The 22,531-nt window shown below is 35.0% G+C and carries 20 protein-coding genes; 8 read left to right on the top strand and 12 right to left on the bottom strand.

Features of this window, described 5'->3' with window-relative positions:
* Positions 1 to 77: 77 nt before the first annotated feature.
* On the top strand, positions 78 to 2,513 hold the full coding sequence (locus EZ428_RS03515) for an outer membrane beta-barrel family protein (protein ID WP_131551718.1): 2,436 nt from the start codon (positions 78 to 80) through the stop codon (positions 2,511 to 2,513).
* A gap of 132 nt (positions 2,514 to 2,645) precedes the next feature.
* Here EZ428_RS03515 and EZ428_RS03510 read toward each other — a convergent pair whose 3' ends face one another.
* The 8 genes from EZ428_RS03510 to gltX form a co-directional block, all read right to left on the bottom strand.
* A complete protein-coding gene (locus EZ428_RS03510) occupies positions 2,646 to 3,008 on the bottom strand; it encodes a response regulator (RefSeq protein ID WP_131551717.1) in 363 nt (120 codons plus the stop codon).
* Positions 3,009 to 3,019: 11 nt separating this feature from the next.
* Complete coding sequence (locus tag EZ428_RS03505; RefSeq protein WP_131551716.1) at positions 3,020 to 3,583, bottom strand: chemotaxis protein CheB; 564 nt, start codon at positions 3,581 to 3,583, stop codon at positions 3,020 to 3,022.
* Positions 3,570 to 4,406: a CheR family methyltransferase gene (locus EZ428_RS03500; protein WP_131551715.1), complete on the bottom strand. Its 837-nt coding sequence runs from the start codon at positions 4,404 to 4,406 to the stop codon at positions 3,570 to 3,572. Before EZ428_RS03500 ends, EZ428_RS03505 begins: the two co-directional genes overlap by 14 nt.
* Complete coding sequence (locus EZ428_RS03495; protein WP_131551714.1) at positions 4,406 to 4,780, bottom strand: response regulator; 375 nt, start codon at positions 4,778 to 4,780, stop codon at positions 4,406 to 4,408. Before EZ428_RS03495 ends, EZ428_RS03500 begins: the two co-directional genes overlap by 1 nt.
* Positions 4,781 to 4,801: 21 nt before the next feature.
* On the bottom strand, positions 4,802 to 8,392 hold the full coding sequence (locus tag EZ428_RS03490; protein ID WP_131551713.1) for a response regulator: 3,591 nt from the start codon (positions 8,390 to 8,392) through the stop codon (positions 4,802 to 4,804).
* A 16-nt stretch (positions 8,393 to 8,408) separates the two neighbouring features.
* Positions 8,409 to 9,536 carry an ATP-binding response regulator gene (locus EZ428_RS03485; protein ID WP_131551712.1) on the bottom strand — a complete coding sequence of 376 codons (1,128 nt, stop codon included), beginning with the start codon at positions 9,534 to 9,536 and terminating at the stop codon, positions 8,409 to 8,411.
* A 201-nt stretch (positions 9,537 to 9,737) separates the two neighbouring features.
* A complete protein-coding gene (gene ypfJ / locus EZ428_RS03480; RefSeq protein ID WP_131551711.1) occupies positions 9,738 to 10,574 on the bottom strand; it encodes a KPN_02809 family neutral zinc metallopeptidase in 837 nt (278 codons plus the stop codon).
* Between the two features lie 50 nt (positions 10,575 to 10,624).
* A complete protein-coding gene (gltX, locus tag EZ428_RS03475; RefSeq protein WP_131551710.1) occupies positions 10,625 to 12,133 on the bottom strand; it encodes a glutamate--tRNA ligase in 1,509 nt (502 codons plus the stop codon).
* A gap of 193 nt (positions 12,134 to 12,326) precedes the next feature.
* On the opposite strand from gltX, the gene EZ428_RS03470 reads away from it, so the two are divergent.
* The 3 genes from EZ428_RS03470 to EZ428_RS03460 are packed head-to-tail and all read left to right on the top strand — an operon-like array spanning position 12,327 to position 14,450.
* A complete protein-coding gene (locus EZ428_RS03470; protein ID WP_131551709.1) occupies positions 12,327 to 13,565 on the top strand; it encodes a sensor histidine kinase in 1,239 nt (412 codons plus the stop codon).
* Positions 13,525 to 14,028 (top strand): DinB family protein, encoded by a 504-nt coding sequence (locus EZ428_RS03465; RefSeq protein WP_131551708.1) that lies wholly within the window; start codon positions 13,525 to 13,527, stop codon positions 14,026 to 14,028. The genes EZ428_RS03470 and EZ428_RS03465 overlap by 41 nt, the downstream gene beginning before the upstream one ends.
* On the top strand, positions 14,025 to 14,450 hold the full coding sequence (locus EZ428_RS03460; protein ID WP_131551707.1) for a hotdog fold thioesterase: 426 nt from the start codon (positions 14,025 to 14,027) through the stop codon (positions 14,448 to 14,450). Before EZ428_RS03465 ends, EZ428_RS03460 begins: the two co-directional genes overlap by 4 nt.
* Positions 14,451 to 14,548: 98 nt before the next feature.
* On the opposite strand, the gene EZ428_RS03455 is transcribed toward EZ428_RS03460, so the two are convergent.
* Entirely contained in the window at positions 14,549 to 14,908 is a 360-nt protein-coding gene (locus tag EZ428_RS03455) for a DUF6249 domain-containing protein (protein ID WP_131551706.1), read from the bottom strand.
* A gap of 282 nt (positions 14,909 to 15,190) precedes the next feature.
* Here EZ428_RS03455 and EZ428_RS03450 point away from each other — a divergent pair, with 282 nt between their 5' ends.
* The gene (locus tag EZ428_RS03450) at positions 15,191 to 15,775 is read left to right on the top strand and encodes an RNA polymerase sigma factor (protein ID WP_131551705.1); all 585 of its coding nucleotides are present in this window, start codon (positions 15,191 to 15,193) and stop codon (positions 15,773 to 15,775) included.
* Positions 15,772 to 16,263, top strand: coding sequence for a hypothetical protein (locus EZ428_RS03445; protein ID WP_131551704.1), 492 nt, complete (start codon positions 15,772 to 15,774; stop codon positions 16,261 to 16,263). The genes EZ428_RS03450 and EZ428_RS03445 overlap by 4 nt, the downstream gene beginning before the upstream one ends.
* Positions 16,264 to 16,399: 136 nt before the next feature.
* Here EZ428_RS03445 and EZ428_RS03440 read toward each other — a convergent pair whose 3' ends face one another.
* From EZ428_RS03440 to EZ428_RS03430, 3 genes are read right to left on the bottom strand one after another with little or no spacing between them, the layout of a single operon-like run.
* Positions 16,400 to 16,969, bottom strand: coding sequence for a DUF2911 domain-containing protein (locus EZ428_RS03440; RefSeq protein ID WP_131551703.1), 570 nt, complete (start codon positions 16,967 to 16,969; stop codon positions 16,400 to 16,402).
* A gap of 28 nt (positions 16,970 to 16,997) precedes the next feature.
* Positions 16,998 to 17,180: a hypothetical protein gene (locus EZ428_RS03435; protein WP_131551702.1), complete on the bottom strand. Its 183-nt coding sequence runs from the start codon at positions 17,178 to 17,180 to the stop codon at positions 16,998 to 17,000.
* 56 nt (positions 17,181 to 17,236) lie between these two features.
* Positions 17,237 to 19,744, bottom strand: coding sequence for a glycoside hydrolase family 9 protein (locus tag EZ428_RS03430; RefSeq protein ID WP_131551701.1), 2,508 nt, complete (start codon positions 19,742 to 19,744; stop codon positions 17,237 to 17,239).
* An 835-nt stretch (positions 19,745 to 20,579) separates the two neighbouring features.
* Here EZ428_RS03430 and EZ428_RS03425 point away from each other — a divergent pair.
* The gene (locus tag EZ428_RS03425; protein WP_131551700.1) at positions 20,580 to 21,197 is read left to right on the top strand and encodes a TetR/AcrR family transcriptional regulator; all 618 of its coding nucleotides are present in this window, start codon (positions 20,580 to 20,582) and stop codon (positions 21,195 to 21,197) included.
* Positions 21,194 to 22,510, top strand: coding sequence for a TolC family protein (locus tag EZ428_RS03420; protein ID WP_131551699.1), 1,317 nt, complete (start codon positions 21,194 to 21,196; stop codon positions 22,508 to 22,510). The genes EZ428_RS03425 and EZ428_RS03420 overlap by 4 nt, the downstream gene beginning before the upstream one ends.
* Positions 22,511 to 22,531: the final 21 nt, after the last annotated feature.

Genomic DNA, 22,531 nt, shown 5'->3' with positions numbered 1-22,531 from the left:
TTTTAGGAAATGAAAAAATTTACGTGCAGGCGTAGCGGAATTTTTATGCCCTATTTTTTAAACTTAAAACATACAAAATGAGAACTATTTACTTTTTATTATTAGCACTACTACTCGGAAATATAGCCGTTGCCAGTAAACCTGCCAAACAAGGAACCATAAACGGAATCATATTAGATGAGCAAAATAAACCTGTTGATTTTGTAACTGTTGGCTTATTTAAATCTACAGATTCATCTTTAGTAAAAACTGCTTTAACTACAGCAGATGGAAAATTTGAATTCTCAAATATTAACACTGGCTCCTATTATATAAAGGTTAACAATATGGGTTTTGAGAATTACAAGGGAAAGATCTTTATTTTATCTGAACAAAATTTAACTCATACATTAGGTGAAATCAAATTAAAACCTACTAGTAAAACCTTAAATACGGTAAGCGTTACTGCGATAAAGCCATTAATAGAACGTAAAACAGACAAAGTGGTTATGAATGTAGAGAATAGCAGCATCGCTGTTGGTTCTACTGCATTAGAGGTTTTGCAAAAAGCACCAGGCGTTACTGTAGACCAAAATGACAATATTGCCATGCAAGGGAAACAAGGTGTAATGATCATGATAGATGGCAAGCAAACTTACATGAGCAATGCTGATGTTGCCAATTTACTGCGAAACATGCAAAGCTCTCAGTTAGAAACAATAGAACTAATTACCAATCCATCATCTAAATACCCTGCCTCAGGAAATGCAGGAATTATCAATATTAAGACAAAAAAGAGCAAAAATGCTGGTACAAATGGTAGCGCGAATGCAACATTGGGCTATGGCAAAAACTTTAGAGGAAGTGCAGGCATCAATCTAAACCATAGAACAGAAAAGCTAAATGTTTTTGGTAATTACAACTACAGCAATATTGAAAGAGACAATTTTATCGCTATTGACAGAATCTCTAACGGCACTCCAAACACTTATTTTTCTCAAGCTGGAGATATGAATAGAAAGATGAAAAATAATAATTATAAAGCTGGGTTAGACTTTTTTATAGATAAGAAGAACACAATTGGTGTATTAGTAAATGGTTATGCCAACAATGGAAACGAACACTCTTTAACCAATACTAAAATTGGACCTAATTTTTCTGTTTTAGATTCATCATTAGTTGCCAATAATTTACAAACCAATAAGTATAATAACATTGCATACAACATTAACTATAAATCTATATTAGACACCGCAGGTTCAGAAATTTCGGTCGATTTAGATTATTCTAAGTACAATGGTAACGATGGTTCTATTTTTGAGAATACTTATTTATATGCCAATGGTAGTTTAATGAGGCCTACTGAATTTACCAGAAACGGAACTCCTTCTGAAATTAACATTAAGGCATTTAAGGTTGATTATAATGTTTCCTTAAGTAAAACTGTAAAATTAGAGGCTGGGTTAAAAAGCAGCTGGGTTAAAACAGATAACGATTTAAGGGCAGAACAACTACTAGCTAATGTTTGGCAAAATGATGCTCGCCGCAGCAATCAATTTGTTTACGATGAGAATGTTAATGCCGCTTATACAAATATTAATAAACAGTTTAAAAATACAAGTATTCAACTAGGTTTAAGGGTTGAACAAACTACATCAAAAGGAAATTTAATTACTACTAAAAATGTTGTTGAACGTAATTATTGGGATTTTTTCCCCACCTTCTTTGTGCAGCAGACTTTGTCTAAAAATAACCAGGTTGGCTTTTCTTACAGTCGCAGAATTGATAGGCCAAGTTATGATGCCCTAAACCCTTTCGTTTACTACTTAGACCAATATACTTACAGCAAGGGAAATCCATTCTTAAATCCGCAGTATACGAACAGTTTTGAGGTTAGTTATACCTTGCTTCAGAAATACAATCTATCTGTGAATTACAGTAGAACAAATGACGCAATTACAGAAGTGATTTTACCAGACCCTGCACAAAAAGCCTTATACCAAACCAATGCTAACATTGCTAAAAACACCTCTTATAGCGCGAACTTAAATATCCCTGTTAAAATTGGTAAATGGTGGGATATTAACAATAATTTAAATGTTTTCCACTTAAGTTTCGAAGCTCCTAACTTGGCCGGGCAAGAACTAAAGACTGGAAAAACAGCATATCAGTTTAGAATGCAGAATACCTTTATGATTGCTAAAGGTTTAACTGCAGAATTAAGTGGAAATTACGAATCGCCTTTAGATTATGGCACACTGAGCCTTCAGTCTCGTTACTCAATAGATGCAGGAATAAGCAAGTCTTTGTTTAATAAAAAAGCGAGCTTAAAATTGGCTTTGAGTGATGTATTTAATACCAATGATACTGAGTTAACAAGTGCATACCCAGGTTTGAAATACGATTTGTACCAGAAAAATGAAACCCAGATTGGGAGAATTAGTTTTTCTTATCGTTTTGGTAAAAATGAAATTAAACCCGCTCGTCGTCGTTCTACCGGAACAGAATCTGAACAAGGAAGAATGAAGAATTAATATTCAAAAGCGGGAATAATATTAGAAAAGGCAAACCTGAGTTTCATTTTAATGTTAGTCCCGCTTTTACTTCAAGTCGTCCCGCTAAGAAGCTGAATAAGGGACTGCATTTAACCTTGCGATTCAAATAAGCTACTTTTCTATATGTGCGCTTACAATTTCTTCTAAAGCATGAATATCAAAAGGTTTTGCTAAAAAACTATCAGCACCTGCTTTTGTAGCTAAGGCACTTACATCATTATTTGCTGAAAAATAGATAACCGGAATATGTTTTAGATCAGGGTGAGATTTTAACTCTTGTGTAGCTTCAATGCCCCCAACATCAGGCAACCAGTTATCCATAAAAATTAGATCAGGCATATAGGCCGAAACTTGCTCTACAATGTTATTTGATGTTGCAGAGGTTTTAATTTCATAACCAGCATCTTCTAGAATTAAAGTGCAAAGTTCTAGAATATCATTGTTATCATCAAAAATAAATACTTTTTTAGGCATTTCTTGAGCGTTTAATTTAGTTTATTTATATAATCTGCCATTAGTTCTACATCCAAAATTTCATCAACATTTGCTCTTAAAATAGCTTGATTTGGCATGTAATCTACTTGAGCTGTTTTGGGATTTTGTACTGCTACTTCTCCACCGAATTCTTTAACCATTATTAGTCCATTCACACCATCAGCATTAGAACCTGATAACAATAAACAAACCAATTTATCCTTATATACTTCTGCAGCCGATTGAAAGGTTACATCTATAGATGGTCTAGAATAATTTACTTTCTCCGAATAGTCTAGAGAAAAGGTAAAATCTTTTTCAAATAAAAGATGATAATCTGAAGGGACAATATATATTGTTTTGGGAAGTATATTCTCTTTTTCCTCAGCTTCTTTAACCGTCAGCTTTGTTTTTGTAGACAGTAAGTCTGACAGCAAGGAGTCAGTTCCTTTTTTACGATGTAGAACAATTATTATTGGAAATGTAATATCAATATCAATGCTTGGAAGCACTTTGATTAATACATCCAAGCTTCCGGCAGAACCTCCAATTATTAATGCTTCACAATTTTTCATTTACTGTTTTCCTCCATATTTTCTCCATTTCCAATCTTTTATATCGTTTACTGATTGGTGAAAAATCTGTAGTTTCTTTTGTACCCAAAGCTAAGAAACCTAAGTTGTCTAGACTATTATCAAACAATTGCAGCACTTTAAACTGCAAGTCTCTATCGAAATAAATGAGTACGTTTCTGCATAAGATTAGCTGAAACTCATTAAATGAATGATCTGAGACCAAGTTATGAGTCGAAAAAATCATTTTTTCTTTTAAGTCCACATCAAATTTTGCCAAGGAGTAGTTTGCGCTATAATACGACGAAAAATCTGCTTTTCCGCCAGATGCGATATAATTCTCTGAGTATTGTTTCATTTGGCTAAGCGGAAACATACCTTGGGCAGCTTTTTCTAGAACCGTTGGGTTAATATCTGTTGCATAAATTAACGATTTATGCAGTAAGTTAAGCTCTTTTAAAACAATTGCCATAGAATAAGCCTCCTCTCCAGTTGAGCAACCAGCCAACCAAATTCTTATGAAGGGATAAGTTGCTAAGGTTGGCAAAACATTATCTCTTAAAGTCTTATAAAAATTAGGGTCGCGAAACATTTCTGTAACATTAACCGTAATTTGTTCTACAAAACGTTTAAAATAAACGCTATCGCTTCCTATTTTGTATCTAAACTCTGCAAAACTTACTTGCTTATCTAAACTATATAACCTATTTAACCTTCTTTTTAACGAGGCTCTAGAATAGCCCGTAAAATCATACCCGTATTGATCTAAAACATCATCAATTAATGTTTCTACTTGCTCATCATCTATAGAGGGTAAATTAGACACTAGAAATATTTGTTTAAAAGCAATACCAATTCGTCAACGTTTACGGGTTTCGAAACATAACCAGCAGCACCCGCCTCAAGGCAACGCTCCTTATCTCCTACCATGGCCTGTGCAGTTACTGCAATTACGGGAATTTTTTTTAATTCGGGATCAGCTTTCATTTTTCTCATAGCTTGGTATCCATCCATATCAGGCATCATCATATCCATTAACACCACATGGATATTTTTATCTGCCGCTAGGGCATCAAAACCTTGCTTTGCACTTTGCGCAGATAGACAGGTATATTTTTTTGCTTTTAAAACGGCTGATAAAGCAAAAATATTCCTACTATCGTCGTCTATTATTAATATTTTCTTTGTTTTAACTTCCATAAATCTTTAAAACAATTTGTTCTAAACCCTATCATATAACCAAACCCTTAATAACGAAACCAATTGATCAACATCTACTGGCTTCGATATATAATCTGAAGCACCTGCAGAGATACACTTTTCTCTATCTCCCATCATTGCTTTAGCAGTAACAGCTAAAATTGGCAAATGTTTGTAGGCAGGCATTTGCCTTATTAAAGTGGTAGTTTGGTAGCCATCAAGTTCTGGCATCATCATATCCATTAACACCACATCTACTTTTGGGTTTTCTGCCAAAACCTTTAATGCTTCTTTACCATCAACTGCAGGCAAAATTTTCATTTGATGTTGTTCTAAGGCCTTCGTGAGAGAGAAGATATTACGAACATCATCATCGGCTATTAGCACAACTTTATCTTTTAACACCTCATTTAGTCCTCCAAGGTTATCTCTTAATAATGGTTTGGTATGCTTTCCCTTTTCTTCAACCAAATGCAAAAATAGACCAGCCTCATCTAAAATACGTTGATAAGAATGAGCCGTTTTTACAACAATAGAATCTGCATACTGCTTAATTCTACTTTCTTCGCCTTTCGAAATACTCTTACCTGTAAAGATAATAATAGGCAAATGCTCTAGTCCTTCACTTTTTTTAATGGTCTCTAAAGTTTCATAGGCATTTTTATCTGGAATTCCCATGTCTAATATCACACACTCCACTTCTTTCCTTTTCAAGGCCTCAATACTTTGGTTCACGTTTTCTACCACCAAAGTTTGAATGTTCGAACTGCTTAAGAAATAACTTAGTGCCTTAGCATGTTGTTGGTTCTCTTCTACAATTAACACCTTTTTAGGATGCCTGCTCAATGCTTCTTCAAGTTTCTCGAAAATTTGTTTCATGTGATCTAGCGCAACAGGCTTGTCAATAAAATCTACTGCACCTTTTAACAAACTTTCTCTTTTTACCGAAAGAGACGACATGATATGAACTGGAATTGGCCTTGTTTTAGGATTAGATTTCAGCTCTTCCATTACCTGCCAACCATCTTTAATTGGCAATTGAATATCTAATAATATAGCAAGAGGATTAAACTGATTCGCCAATTCTATACCCACATCTCCTCTAACAGCAACAATGCCTTTATAATTTCTTTTACGGGTAAAACCGAGAAGCGTCTTCGCAAACATGGTATCGTCTTCAATGATCAAGATAACCTTGTCATTTGATTTGATATCGTTCCTGTCATCTTCAATCTCTCCGGGAATATGATCAACCGTAAAGCGCTCAATGGGCTCAATTACATCAATCAAATTACTTTTTATCTCCTCTTCTTTATTGCTGGCTTGCTCTTCTAAAAAAGCTTCGTTATCAGAAAAATTAATTGGTAGTATGAGCGTAAACTCACTTCCAACATTTTCATCACTTACCACCCGTATTTCTCCACCAAGTAATTTCGCTAATTCTCTACTAATTGATAAACCTAAGCCTGTACCTCCAAACTTACGTCTGGTAGATCCATCTGCTTGCTGAAAGGCTTCAAATACCATGTTTAGTTTTTCCTTGGCAATACCAATGCCTGTATCCTTAACTTTAAATATTAAAGTTTTATATTGCAAATCTGCATTTACAGAAAGCTTAACCTTTCCTTCGGTTGTAAATTTAAATGCGTTTGATAATAGATTTTTTAAGATCTGCTCCAACCTCATCTTATCGGTATTCATTTGTTTTGGAACATCACTATTTACAAAAACCTCCAGGTCCAATTTTTTATCTTTTGCTATTGGGTTAAATAATGATTGCATATCTGTAACAACCTCTTCAACCGTCACATCTCCAACTTCCAAGCTCATTTTACCTGCTTCAATCTTAGATAAGTCTAAAATTTCATCAATTAAGCTTAACAAGCCTTGCCCTGAGCTTTGAATAACAGCGGCATATTCTGTGTATTCTTTCTCCAAATCCTCATTATCTGCCATTAATTTAGAAAGCAATAAAATTGAGTTTAAAGGTGTTCTTAGCTCGTGAGACATATTGGCCAAAAACTCAGACTTATATTTAGTGCTTTGCTCTAGCTGCTCGGCTTTTTGTTGAATATCTAAATTGCGTTCTTGAATTAACTGGTTTTTTTCTTCTAATAAACTTGTACGTTCTTCTAGCTCTTGATTACTCTGTAAAAGCTCTTCCTGTTGTACTCGTAACTCTTCTTCAGAAGCTTGAATTTTTTGGGTTTGGGCTTCTAGCTCGGCATTTAAACCCTCTAGCTCACTGTGTTGTGCTTGTAGCTCTTCGGCTTGCGCTTGCGTTTCTTCTAAAAAATCTTGTAATTTTTTACGGTTTTGTGCCACATGTATAGCAATGCCGATATTTCCAGAAATAGAATTTAAAAACTCTAGCTTTCTTGGAGTATATTCATTTAACGACGCCAATTCAATAACGCCGATAATAAATCCATCCCTATGTAATGGGAAAGCTACAACATTTTTAGGCTGTGTTTGCCCGGTAGCATAGCTGATGGTTATTTCTCCAGCAGGAATATCTTGTATTAAAATTAACTTTTCTGATTGTAAACATTGCCCAATTAAGCCTTGGCCTGAAACAATCTTATCTTTTACACTATCTGCATTAAGTGCATAAGAACCAGTTAGGTAAAGATTTTTATCATCTTCTAAAACGTAAAGTGCTGCTACGTGGCTTTTGGTATGTGCTACAATTTCAGTTAACATATCATTGGCTAAAGTTTTTAAATCTTTCTCGCCAACCATTTGGTCGTTAAGTTTGGCAATGCCAGATTGTAACCACTCTTTATCTTCTAACAGACCAAAAGAATATTGTAAAGATTCGGCCATCGCGTTTAGCGAGCCTGATAGATTCCCTAAGCCATCTTTTGCTTCATCATCTAATCTAACATTATAGTCGCCACTAGAAATTTGGCGGGCAATACCTTGAATAACTTGAATCCTTTGATCGGTTTCTTTGTTAAGTATTTCAAGCTTGCGTTGTAATTCTACACGTACATCAAAATCGGCAGCCACCTTCCTGTAGAAGAAAATGGTAATCAATAAAGATAAAATTGCCGCAAGAATAATTAAAAATGGTGTATAGCCAGATATTTTGGTTAAATCGGCATTGCGAATAGCAAGCAACCTCGTCTCCTCTTTCTCCATGTCTTTGATGATTCTTCTGGCATCATCCATATAAACCTTGCCAGCCAACAAACTAGCTTCAGAAATAGAGCCTTTATTTCGCTTGAAAATAATTGTTTCATTGATTACTTCAAATCTATTGTCAATTATCCTTTGTAGTTCTTTAATTTTTCTTTGTTGGTAAGGATTATCTAGTGTTTTTATCTTAACCTCATTAAAGGTTGACATGATTTTTTCCTTTGCTCCGTTATAAGGTTCTAAAAAAACTGCGTTTCCTGTTAATAAATAACCTCTTTGACCAGTTTCGGCATCTTTTAAGAAAGATATGATCTGATTTACATTATTTATTACCTGATTGGTATGCGAAACCATATCAGCGTTTCTGATTAGGTTTTTTATGCTGATATAAGATGCAAGCGAGCTGATGACCAATAAGATCAAAGATAAACCGAGACCAAGACGCAGGTTACTTTTGAAAGATAATTTCATTTTTTAGAGGTAAGTTTTAATCATTAAAATCGCTGTTTGAATTTATTGGCATTAGGAAGTAAAACTCTGAACCTTTGCCGTAGGTACTATTTACCCCAACTTGGCCGCTATGTCTTTTTATAATTTCTGATGAGATATACAAGCCAATTCCTAAACCTTGAAACCTTTGAGAAGTCTCTTCTACTCGGTAAAACTTATCGAAAACATGTGCCAATTGTTCTGGTAACATTCCAATCCCTGAATCCTTAACTGCCAAATAGAGCTGTTCATCTTTAACATTTAGGGTTAACTCTATCTCTGTCGTTCCAGGAGAGTATTTAATGGCGTTGGTTAAAAAGTTTATAATAACTTGTTCAACACGCATTTCATCCCCAAAAATTTCACAATTAGCAATTCCTTTTTTGTGAATTTTAAAGTCAGGATTGGATTGATGCATTACTTCAATTACATTATCTACCAACTGATCAATAGAAAAGTTTTGTTTGTTAAATTTAAGCTTACCACTTTCAATTTTAGAGATATCCAACAAATCAGCAATCAAACTATTTAATTTTTCTAGCTGCACTTGTGCTTTAGCTAAATGCTTTTTAACCGTCTCCGTATCCCCCTTACTCACACTTCTTTCTAGCAACTGAACATAACCTTTAACACTTGTTAGTGGGGTTTTTAATTCATGGCTAGCAATGCTGATAAATTCGTCTTTTTTACGTTCTGCCTCCTTACGAAATTCGATTTCTTCGAGCAAGTTTTTCTGCATTTCATTTAGCTTCCTATTCTGCTCGTAAATGCGATAAAAGGTTTTCACTTTTAGTAATAGGATATTCATATCAACCGGTTTGGTAATATAATCTAAACCTCCTGATGAATAACCTTTAGCAATAAATTTAAATTCTGTATTGGCTGCTGATAAGAATATAATAGCTGTTTCCTTGGTTTTGCTGTATCCAGAAATAGCTTCTGCAACTTCAAAACCATCCATCCCTGGCATTTGCACATCGAGAATAATCAAGACATAAGAGTTTCTTAAAACCTTCTTTAAAGCCTCTTCGCCAGAGGATGCAGTATCTACCTCAAAATTATTTTTTTCGAGAACTTTTTTTAATGAAATTAAATTCTCTGGTGTATCATCTACGATTAGAATCATTTAAAACTTGGCGCTATTTTATCATTCTTTAATTTGGTAATTCTAGGCAGAGAACCAATATAAGAATACAAAACAAATGTTTTAATGAATTGTTTTGGAAAACTTTGAAAAATATTTTGCTTGCAATTAATTCTGCATTAAGATACCCAGTTAAGCTGAGCATGACGAACTTCTTAAATCTGCGGTTAAAAAATTTCTATACTACAATCGTGATGCATTAAAAGTATCACCCTGTTTAATATCACCCGTTTCAAAACCTTTTTTAAACCAATACATTCTTTGGGCAGAGGTACCGTGTGTAAAGGCATCAGGCACTACTTCGCCTTGAGACTGCTTTTGCAGTTTATCATCGCCAATGGCATTGGCTGCATTTAAGGCTTCGTCTATATCACCAGCATCTAGCCTAAAATCTTTTAAGTTTTGAGCATGGTGAGCCCAAAGCCCCGCATAAAAATCTGCTTGCAATTCTAATTTAACAGATAGTTTGTTGTATTCAACCTCACTTAATCTACCTCGGGCTTCTTCCATTTTGGCTGAGGTTCCCAATAAGTTTTGTACGTGATGGCCCACTTCATGTGCTATAACATAAGCTTGTGCAAAATCTCCAGCCGCACCGAAACGATTTTTTAGCTCATCATAAAATGATAAATCGATGTAAACTTTATGGTCTCCTGGGCAATAGAATGGCCCAACAGCCGAACTTGCATTTCCACAAGCAGATTGAACTCCATCTCTAAACAATCTTAAAGTAGGCTCTTCGTATCTCGCCCCTAAGGAACTGAATTGTTCTCCCCAAACTTGTTCGGTCGATTCCAGAATTCCTGCTACAAATTTTCCTTGTTCGTCTGTTGGGGCCCCTTTTTTTACCTCTCCTTGTTCAGTTGCTGGTATTTGACTTACTAAACCGGTAAAATCCTGACCAAATATTAAGCCTAGAATTACTACGATAACACCAACACCACCTCCTAGGGCAATTTTACCTCCACTACTGCTTCTTCCATCCTCAACATTGCTACTTCCTTTTCCGAACCATTGCATAATCTTATTGATTTAATTTGGAAATTGATTGACAATTTTAATACCAATATTTAGTTAAAGGCTGCAATTCCTTTTTCTATTCGGCTTTCAGTTTCGGCTTTGCCTAATAATTTGGCGATATCAAAAACACCAGGACCAAATTTTCCGCCTACAAGCATGATACGTAAAGGCAGCATCAATTCTCCTGGCTTAAATCCTTTGGCTTCTGCAAATGCTTTAAACTCTAATTCTAATTCTTGAGCCGTAGCCGATTCATTTATATTTTGACCAAATTCTTTAAAAAATGCAGCTTTTTCTGGACTCCACTTTGGTTTAACCGCAGCAGAATCATATTCACTAGGGGCAGCAAAAAAGTAAGCGCTTTGAGCAACAAAATCTCCCAACAAATTACAACGGTCTTTAACTGTATCAATTACTTTTAATAAGAATTCTTCATCATTAATTTCAATTCCATTTTCAGCTAAAGCATTTTTAACTGATAATTTTAAATTGCTAGCTGAAGACTGCTTAATCCATTCATGGTTGTACCATTTTGCTTTTTCAAAATCGAATTTCGCTCCTGCTTTACTAATGCGTTCAATCGAGAATAATTCTATTAACTCTGCTAAAGTGAAAATTTCTTTATCAGTGCCATCGTTCCAACCCAACATGGCTAAAAGGTTAACAAAGGCTTCAGGCATAAAACCCAATTCCTTAAATCCTTTGGTTATATCACCGGTTTTTGGATCGTTCCAATTCATTGCATACACTGGGAAACCTAATCTATCACCATCACGTTTGCTTAATTTTCCGTTACCATCAGGTTTTAAAATCAAAGGTAAATGTGCCCATTGAGGCATCGAATCTTCCCATCCTAAATATTTCCATAGTAAAATATGGATTGGTGCAGAAGGTAACCATTCTTCACCCCTAAAAGCGTGACTAATTTCCATTGCTTTATCATCTGCAACAACCGCTAAATGATAAGTTGGCATTCCATCAGCTTTTAGCAAAACTTTATCATCCACTAAATTTGTATCGAAACTAACTAGGCCCCTAATCATATCAACAAAAGACACATGCTCGTTCTCAGGGATTTTTATTCTTACTACATAAGGTATATTTTCTGCTAGTAATTTATCTACTTCTGCTTGTGATAAAGTCAAAGAGTTTTTCATCTCCATACGGCTTTTTTGTCCGTATAAAAAATTAGGTTCAATTGCTCTTCTAGCATTTAGTTCTTCAGAGGTGTCGAAAGCGTAATATGCATAACCATCAGCAATTAGCTGATCTGCAAATTGTTTATAGCTAGCTTTGCGTTCGCTTTGGCGGTATGGACCAAAAGCTCCAGGATTTTGTGGACTTTCATCAGGAGTAATTCCGCACCAATTTAAACAGTCTACAATGTATTCTTCTGCACCGTAAACAAAACGGGTTTGGTCGGTATCTTCTACACGTAAAACGAATGTTCCATTGTGTTTTTTTGCAAACAAATAGTTAAAAAGTGCGGTCCTAACGCCACCTAAATGTAAGCCTCCTGTTGGGCTTGGGGCAAATCTTACTCTGATATTCTTTTCCATTACACTGCAAAGATATATTTTCATCCTTATAAAAGTTGCTTTTATTAGTGATCAAGTGCCAAAGACATACCTTTCAGCCAAACATGATTTTTTTGTTTTTAGTGTTATATTTCGAAAAATCATATGGTTTTTACCTCATTTACGTTTCTGTTGGTATAATTTTGATCGCTATTTTGTAATTTGCCATTATCGTATGAATCCATATCAAAAAAAGCGCCGCTGGAAGATTTTCTTACTTGTTTTTGCAATTGTAATTGGTGGTGCCTCTGTTTTTTATTCTGATTTTTTCGTGAAAAAGATGGAGCGTGAAGAAGCTGCCCAGTTTCAGCTGAAAGTAGCTGTTTTAGAACAGCAAATGAAGATGTATGAAGTCCCTGAGGTAACGGCGGTTTTTGATGTCATTAAGAAAAACAACAAAACAGGCTTTATCATTACCAAAACTGATGGGTCTATTTTATTTTGGGATGGTTTAGATACCACAAAAACATTTTACAACGTTGATAATAAAAATCAAAAACAACAATACGATTCTTTATATTTTGTTCGCCAATTAAGTAAAATGAAAGGCCAACACAAACCAGTAAAGATGTTGGGCATTAATGACGAAAAATTGATTGCCTATTATAAAGATTCATTCATTTTAACACAGTTGAGGTTTTTCCCTTACATCCAACTAGGCGTTATTGGCTTATTCTTAATTACAGCTTATGTAGCATTTAGTTCGGCCAGAAAAGCAGAACAAGACCAAGTTTGGGTGGGCATGGCAAAGGAAACAGCGCATCAGTTGGGCACCCCCATTTCATCGCTCATGGCTTGGACAGAGTTGATGAAATCTAAGTTTGATGCCGAGGATGACCCATTGATTGCTGAAATGGAGAATGACATTCATCGATTGGAAATTATAACAGACCGTTTTTCTAAAATTGGTTCTAAACCAATATTAGAAGACCATGTGGTGTTTATCGTTGTCAAAAACTTTGTAGATTATTTTAAAGTTAGAACCTCTGATAAAATCAACTTTATTATACAGGGAGATAATCAGGTTAGGGCAATGTTAAGTATTCCCTTGTTCGATTGGGTTACGGAAAACCTATTAAAAAATGCAGCTAACGCGATTGAAAATGAAGGTACAATTACCATCAATATTATTGAACACTTAACCAAAGAGGAAGTATTTATCGATGTAAGTGATACGGGAAAAGGCATTGCTCGTTCTAAGTTCGATACCGTTTTTCAACCAGGATATACTACCCGTAAACGCGGCTGGGGCCTAGGTTTATCATTAACTAAAAGGATAATAGAAAATTACCACAGCGGGCAGATTTTTGTGAAAGATTCGGAACTCGGCAAAGGAACAACATTTAGAATCATATTAAAAAGTAGTACAACTTATGAACCCACCACAAACACAGGAGTACCCAGAATGGGGTAAAACATACATCAAACTTGTAGAAGGGGATGTAATTGAATTATTAACTCAACAGGCTAGCGATTTCCCAAATTTCATTAATAATTTAATTGAAAAAGGCGATTATGCTTATGCACCAGGAAAATGGACCATTAAGGAATTAATTGGGCACATTATTGATACTGAACGTATTTTGGTTTACCGATTATTGTGCATTGCTAGAGGAGAAAAAGCTGCTTTACCAGGTTTCGAAGAAGATGATTATGTGGCTAGTGCTCATTTTAAAGACAGAAGCTTGTTTAGTTTTTCAGAAGAATTTGCATTGATGAGAAAATCAAACATGTATTTTATTAACTCTTTAAATGAGGCCGAATTGAGTAATGTTGGGAATGCAAATGGAAAGGATATGACGGCAAGGTCTTTAGTTTTTGTGCTAGCTGGACACATTCTCCACCATGTGAACGTGATTAAAGAACGTTATTTATGATTTGGTTTGCGGCGTTTACTCCTGCAATGCTGAATGATAGGCCGAAAAATCACATTGGCGCTTTGCTTGGTATAGAATTTACCGAAATCGGTGATGATTATATTTGCGCCACAATGCCTGTTGATGAAAGAACACACCAACCTGCTGGTATTTTACATGGTGGCGCTTCTGTAGTTTTAGCTGAAACTTTGGGCAGTATCGCATCTTATATGTGCATAGACCCAAATAAATACATTGCTGTTGGATTAGAGGTTAATGCGAACCATATTCGCCCAGTAAGTGCTGGATTTGTGAAAGGCGTTTGCAAACCCTTACACATCGGTGGAAAAACCCAAATTTGGGAAATTAAAATGTACAACGATAAGGGAAAAATGAACTGTGTAAGCAGGTTAACCGTAGCCATTTTACCGAAACCAATTTGAGTCGAAAAAGTCTGGAAGACCGAAAGTCCGAAGATATAGAATCAAAAAAGTCCAGAAGCTATTAACTTCCGGACTTTACTGTCTTTCCGACTTTCTGACTAAGCTTGTTTATCTAACCAAGCTTTCTCGATGATATAAGATACGATTAAGCCTATTCCTCCAAATACACCAAGGCAACCAAAGTAAATTGCAACAGATTGTCCTTCTTGAGCATCCGTCATATTATCGCCAAATACACCTCTTACGGTAAACAAGGCAACTAAAAGGCCAATGCCTAGGCCAACTAATAATAAGCCGAATTTTAAACTTAAAAATGGTTGAGGTGTAGATTTACGAACGCCTGGATCTATTCCGCGTTCTATCATTGCCATTTTTTCCTTGTTGTTAAAATATCTTATTCCGAATATCATTGCGAATGTGCAAATGAAAAATGTGATTGGTACTAATATTCCTTCCATGATTTTATTTATTTAATGTTAAATATTTCTTTTTCGTTTATGAACCGTGTTCTGAATACTATGACAACAAGAAAAAAAATTAGGTTACACCCTGTGTGAAAAAAGATGAAGAAGTTTGGTTAATTGGTTAAATGATTGAACTGGTTAATCGAATTTAAATGCGAACTTTATGTTATATACAACAGTTAAACGATTATACATTTTACACAGTTAACCATTTCTAGAACAATTAATCCTTCTACTGTAACCTAATCCAAAAACCTTGCGTCTTAGTTATATCTTATGCAGCAAAAGGAAACAGATTTAGATTTAATTACAGCAGTGCTGAATGGCGATACCGCACAATATGCGGTGTTAGTTAAACGCCATCAGCGCTTTGTATTTACACTGGCAATACGTTTCGCAAAAAACAGGGAAGATGCCGAGGAAGTTGCACAAGATGTTTTTGTTAAGGCCTATAGAGCATTGGGAACATTTAAACAAACATCTAAATTTTCTACTTGGCTTTATACAATAACTTATACCACTGCTATGACTTTTCTTCGCAAAAAAAGATTGGATACTCAATCTATAAATGATGATGAAAACGTATTACAAATTGCCAACAATGGAAATGATTTTGACGCCAGTAATTCGGCTGAAAAGAAATCAAGTTATGCCTATTTAAGCCAAGCAATTGATATGCTTTTACCAGATGATGCAGCAATCATCACCCTGTTTTATAAGGGCGAACAAAGTTTAGATGAAATTGGTGAAGCCTTAAGTATGGAGCCCAATACCGTTAAGGTAAAATTGCACAGGGCGAGACAACGATTAAAAGAAAAATTACAATATTTGTTAAAGGATGAAGTTAAGGAATTGATATGAACACGATAGAAGAACAACTTTGGAACTACATCGACGGTAATTTTACTGTCGAAGAAAAAATTGAAATTGAAAAAAAGATAACTGTCAATATTCAATATCATAGCGCTTATCAAGAATTATTGGCCGTTCATAACGAACTTAATCAATTAGATTTTGAAGAACCTTCTATGTCCTTTACCCGTAATGTAATGGACAAGGTAAATTTAGAATTGAAGCCTGTTGCGTTAAAAACAAAAATAGACAATCGAATTATTTATAGCATTGGCGCATTTTTCGCTCTATCTATAATTGGCATATTCATTTATGCCATTGCAACAAGCGGTGCAAGTTTTGATTTCAAAATGCCCACCATCAATTTTGATGCTGGTAAATATATAAATGCAACTACAATCCAAGTCTTCGTATTAGTTGATGTAGCTTTGGGGTTATTATACTTAGATAGTTTCTTGAGGAAGAGAAATATAAACGCACAGAAAAAGGGAAATTAACAATATAAGGCATTGATATAAACTTATATTTCTTATATGGTTTTCTTTGCGCTCTTTGTTTCTTTGCGGTTAAAATTATAAATGCATAGAAAAAGGGAAGTTTTAGCTTCCCTTTTTCTATGCATATGGTTAAAAACTATTTCTTAAACTTAATTGGCAATATCGCCTGCGTTGTATCCCAAGCCATCACTAAATTAGCACCATCATTAGCTTCTGTAAATGTCATAGAAAAAGCTTCTAACACTTTTTCGAACCTTGTTATAGGAACATCAACTCTCACTACGTCTTTTGCCTGATCATAGTTAAAAGCTCCCCATCTATCAGTTTGTTTATTTACAATTATTGTCCATTTATCCTTAGTCGGAATAGCAAATAAACTATATGTTCCTGTCTTTATTTTTTTTCCCCCAATGATAACTGATTTCCTGAAATAGATTTCGGTATTTTCATTTGCTCCTAAGCGCCAAACTTTGTCAAACTGCTCCAATACCCCAAAAATCTCTCTCCCTTTTTTCATCGGACGAGAATAAACTACTTTGATAATTGGCAATGACGTATCATCCTTTTTAACTTTTACAGCATTTAAAGGATAATATAATGCATCCATGGGGCTTGCATCTACATTTGGAAATTTGACAGGAGTTGTTTGCGCATTTACTGCAATACCAAACAATGCCAACATAAGGCATAAACTTAATTTCTTCATGGCAAAAAAGAATAAATTATCTAAAGACCTAGTATTCGCGGCCTTTTACAATTTTATTTAAAAATACAGCAGCGAAGATTAGACCTAAAATACCGCCTAAAACTACATAACCAAAACTAGTGGTAACGGCTAAAACTGCTAACATACCAGTTAAAAGACCAATAACGTACCACACCCACTCAAAACTGTTTTTATTTTCTTCTGTACTCATTTTTGTATATAATTTGTGTCCAAAGGTAAATATTTATTTTAAAAATATTTATGCCTTTAACGCTCTGTTTTTAATAATTCGTTGATTTTGACTAGTTCATACCCCTCTTTCTTCAAATATTTAATCAATTCTGGCAATCTATCATAAAGTTTGTCTGTTCTTCTTGGGTCTGTTCCTATATGCAGTAAAAAAATAAAGCCATTTAAACCATCTGGTTTACTTTTATCATACTCAATTATCGATTTATAAATTTCATCACTACTTCTATAAGATTTTCCCAATTCTGGATAAGTGTAATCTGCATTAGAACGAGTGCCCGAAGTGAAATTTATCAATTGTAAATCCATTTGGCTTGTCCAATCTGCAATTTGTTGATTGTACCACTCATACGGAGGAAGGAAATATTTCGCACTATCCATCCTTATCCCAAACTTTTCCATTGCTCCATAATTCCATATCAAATCACTTTTAAACTGAAGTTCCGAAACCAACAAACTGTCTCTTTTAGTCCAATCATTATATAATAAATGGGCATTTGAATGAGCGCCTAAATAATTGCCATTTGCCTTTAAAGACTGAATAAGTTTTATGTTTTTAAATTTTCCGTAAAATCGACCAGTTAAAAAGAAAGAAGCCCTTACATTTTCATCAACCAATGTTTTATTGATACTATTTCCGCCGTCAGCAAATTCATCCCCTGTAAAAACTAAGGCAATCTTTTTTTCTGTCTTTTTCCCTCTGGTAATAGCCCCTAATTCTGCTTGAAATTCCTTAGGCAAAGTTTTTACCCTGCTATCAAATGCTGCCAACAAATAGATGAGGGAAGCTGTCCCGTCCATTGTGGGTTCATTGGTGCTGTAATCTCCATAATCATCATGATAAACTGCTAAATCACTTTGAAATTCAGCGTAATCATCAGGCTTGGTCAATTGAATTCCGATTAGGTTTTTGTAGATACTCGTGTAAACCGGTCCATCAACCAAGCCACCATCAATTGGATATTGCTTTAAATGTGAAAATGCAGAATGTGGGTCAACAGGTGTATCACCCCAAGTAGGCAAACCATAAACCATACTCGTTCCCCAAGGATTACATCCAAAAAGCCAATCGAAGTTTGCCTGTTCCAATTCCGTAAAAGTATCTTCGTCACTTAACTTTTTATACCAAAAACATTGTTGTGCAAAGGCAACAGTCAAGTTATTGCTACACCATATAAATGGGATGCCCCGATAAAATGCATTTTTCTGTGCCCTTTCCCAAACGCGCTCAATCCCTAGTTTATAATATCCAGTCAATTGTTTGCGCATCGTCGGATTGAGTTTCGATAATTCATAATGTCCAATATTTACAAAAGGATAATATTGATAATGGTTCGCGGTATCTTTTGTTAGCCAAGGTGTAACCGGTTCTAATTTGGCATAGTTCAGAGCTTCCTTCGAACTCTTATTCAAATATTTTTTATCTACTAAAGGAATGGAAGCATAAGCCAATTCCATATCATCAACCCAGTTGTCTTCAGCGTAGATGTAAGGAGATTTTACCGAGACCGTTTGTGTTACGCCTTTTTTAATGTTCGCATAAGCCAAAGCACTTTTTGCTTTTTTACCTAAGTTTTGGGCATAAGTTTCATTAGATTTTACGAATATGCTAGAACCCAGCGCAAAAGCACTTGCAAATTTAGCCGCAGTAGAACTTGTGCCTTTGGTGTTGTTCATGAACTTGCCGCGTTGTTGAGGTTCGCCATCTATGTAGTATAAAGGTCGTTCGAAACCTTTTCCATATTGACTATCTTCTTTCGGAATTCTCATCGAAATATGGTCTCTATCATCCGCAAGCTGATTAAACATGATATTATCCTTCGGATGCATTTTTAACAACCAATCTAATCCCCATTTTGCTTCATCCAATACATCGGCAATGCCATTTTTACCATCCAAACCATTCGCTTTTTTTATATCGGCAAATACCTGAGGAAAATCTCTATAAGCCATTAATAAATGATAGGTTGCATTAGCAGAGGTTGTAGAATATTGCAAATAATCACTTGCATCATGCCATCCACCAGATGCATCGATATGTGTGCTATCTTTTATGCCAGCTCTTGCACCGTATAAAACAAAACCATCGTGAGTATGGCAACTGTCTTGTAGGTAAGGATTAAATCCACTTCGTTGTTGACGCATGTAACGCAAGGCGAAGTCTGCCGTGTGGCGATAAACTTCATCACCTATAATTATTTCTGGAGATTTGATTTCTGAAATGCGAATGAAATATTTTCCCGGTGTTTTAAAATCTGAAAAATTTAACCTGGCAGTTGCTGTAAATGGACCATAATCACCAAAAGATTTGATATTACTTGAAGTGTAAACTACCTTTCCTTTTTGGTCAATTAGCTCGAATTTATCAGGAACCTGATTAGTTTTGCTCGCCCAAATAGCAACTTTAACAGATTTAGGTTGATAGCCTAGTAAATTTATTCTTATCCAGCTATTGTTAGAATCTATTGCAGATTTTGGGGTAAAGGAGGTTAATGCAAGAATTAGTAAAAGGAAAAACTTATTCATCAAAGCTTGATTATTAATAACCGATAAATAAATATACTTATTGTAAATTAAATGAAAAATTACAGCTTCTCTTTTTGATAGCTTTTCTAAATGTTTTAAAAGGCGCCTCAAAAGACTGATTTTGGGGATTTAAAGAATCAGAACCAGAATCTGTGGAGTAATTCTATATCAATTGTCTACCTTAGTTAACCCATGGGTTAAACATTAACCGAATGGGATTACATTTGCCCCGATTCCCTAGTAGTGAAAATGGAGTGTTGCGGTGGCACTCTCCTTTTATGTAAGTCCATAGTAAGTCCATATATAATCCATACTAAGTCCATATATTTATATTAATACTTGGACTTAATATAGATTTTATATAGTTTTATATTGAAGGCTTGTCGAAGGAGTGTTTAGATGTGTTTATAGCCTTCCTATAACATACTGGTCATAGCTAGAATAACAGTGAAATTCATTAGTGGGATTGTGGGCCCGGTAATCTTCAAGAAAGTGGGAAACAGACAGCTTGTTGCTTCCACGCATAAGACTGAGCTGGTCAAGATGAAGGCTGCCACCTTTAATGCCGCCCATGTCTAGTAAATTGTGCAAGTATATCAGGTAGGGTGCAGACAACATTCCTTGCCTACGATGATAGCGAAATGGTTATCCGCTTGCTAGCGATTGCAATTCATAGTATTCTACACCTAATATTATTGCTCCATTGATAAAGGAGAACTCTATGTTTTTTATCCTAAGCCTAAATCTACACATTATCATCCAATTGTAAAAGTGATTCAAACAATTTGACAATTAATCAATCGATTGATTAATTTTGTCAGGTGAAATAGTAGCAATGGAAAAAACTGATAAAAAAACTGATATACTTAGGGCAGCAGAGACTTTGTTTGCTGAGCTTGGTTTTGAGGGAACATCAACTCGTCAAATCGCAAAAGAGTCGGGTGCCAATATGGCGATGATTAATTATTATTTTGGCAGTAAAGAAGGTGTTTTCTTAGAAATTATGGAAGACCGTATTTGCGGTTTTAAATCTCAGCTCAATCAAATTAACGATGAGCAAATTCCAGCCAAAGAAAAACTGCTAAAAGTAGTTGAACAATATGTTACTCGAATTTTTTCAAACATTACCTTCCATAAAATGATGCATAGGGAACTTTCTCTAACTCAACGTCCAGAGATGTTTGGCCAAATTAAAGACGCAATGGCAAGCAACAGAATGGTAATTGAAAAAATCATTGAAAATGGCATTGCAGAAGGAAGTTTCAGAAATGTTGATGTAAGAATGAGCATTCTAACCATTATGGGCACCATCAGCATGGTTGCTATTTCGCCAACCAAAGCAGAAGACAACATTGATATGAATGACGAAAAACAAAAGGAAGTTCTAAGAAAGCGCTTAGTAGCTCACCTACAAGATTTCATCATTACTCATTTAACAAAACCAACAAAATGATAAAAAATAAATTCAAACTCTTATTATCAATTTTACTGCTTCCTGCAGTTTTACAAGCCCAATCACTTAAAAAATTAACTTTACAAGAAGCCATAGATTTAGGTGTTGTCAATAGCAAAAACCTAAAACTTTCTCAAAATAAAATTGATGAAGCCGTTGCAAGATTAGCTGTAGAAAAAGACAACGTCTTGCCAACTGCATCTGCAAGTTTTTTATATAATCACGCAGAAATCCCTACAAATACTTTAACCATTGGAGGGGGTAATCCCATCCATTTACCAAACAGAGCCGACGCCTTTGTAGGTACCGCCGCTATACAAGAAGTAATTTATGGTGGTGGAAAATATAGATACGCAACAGAATCAACCAAATTATTAACCGATGTTGCTCGTTTAGATGCCGACAAAAATAAAGAGGAAGTTAGCTATGCTGTTATCAATACTTATTTCTCTCTATTTAAAGTAATGCAAAGCAAAAAGGTTATTGCTCAAAATTTAGAAGCAATAGCAAGTCAGCTTAAACAAGCACAAAGATTTTTCGAACAAGGCATTGTAACCAAAAATGATGTGTTGAGATTTCAATTACAACAAGCAAATGTTTCTTTAACAGATTTAGAAATAGAGAACAATCGTAAAATCATCAACTACAACTTAAACATCCTTTTAGGTTTATCCGAAGATACTGAAATTACAATTGCTGAAAGTGATTTGCCTTTGCAAGCCGTACAGCCGCTAAGCAATTATATCAGCACTGCTTTTGCAAACCGGCAAGAATTACAGCAACTAGATTTGCAAAATAAGGTTGCTGATTTTAACATTAAAAGCATTAAAGCAAATACAAGACCTACAGTTGGTGTGGGCGCAAATTTATATTACATCAATCCAAGTGGCAGTTTTATCCCTCCTTCTGAGCAATTTATCATGCCTATTACCATTGGCGCTACCGTTTCTTGGAATGTAGCTTCTTTATGGAACAACAAGAACAAAGTAGCTGAAGCAAAAATTCAGCAAAAAGAAATTGGTTTGCAAAAAGATGTTTTGTCAGACAATGTAAAAACAGAGTTGAATAGAAATTATCAGAACTATCAGTTAGCAGTTAAGCGCATCAATGTTTTAGAAACTTCTATAGCTCAAGCAACGGAGAACGATAGATTATTAGAATCAAAATACAAAAACAACATTGCCTCTGCTACAGATAGAATTGATGCAGAAACACTTTTATATCAAGCTAAAATCAATTTAGAGTTGGCAAAAGCCGATGCGAAACTAGCTTACTATACCTTATTAAAATCAACAGGAAAAGTTTCTCAATAATATAACCATAACAACATAAAG

The organism is Pedobacter frigiditerrae (assembly GCF_004331645.1).
Lineage (GTDB): Bacteria > Bacteroidota > Bacteroidia > Sphingobacteriales > Sphingobacteriaceae > Pedobacter > Pedobacter frigiditerrae.
Note: the sequence above shows the minus strand (reverse complement) of the source record. Positions and strands in the feature narration are given on the sequence as shown.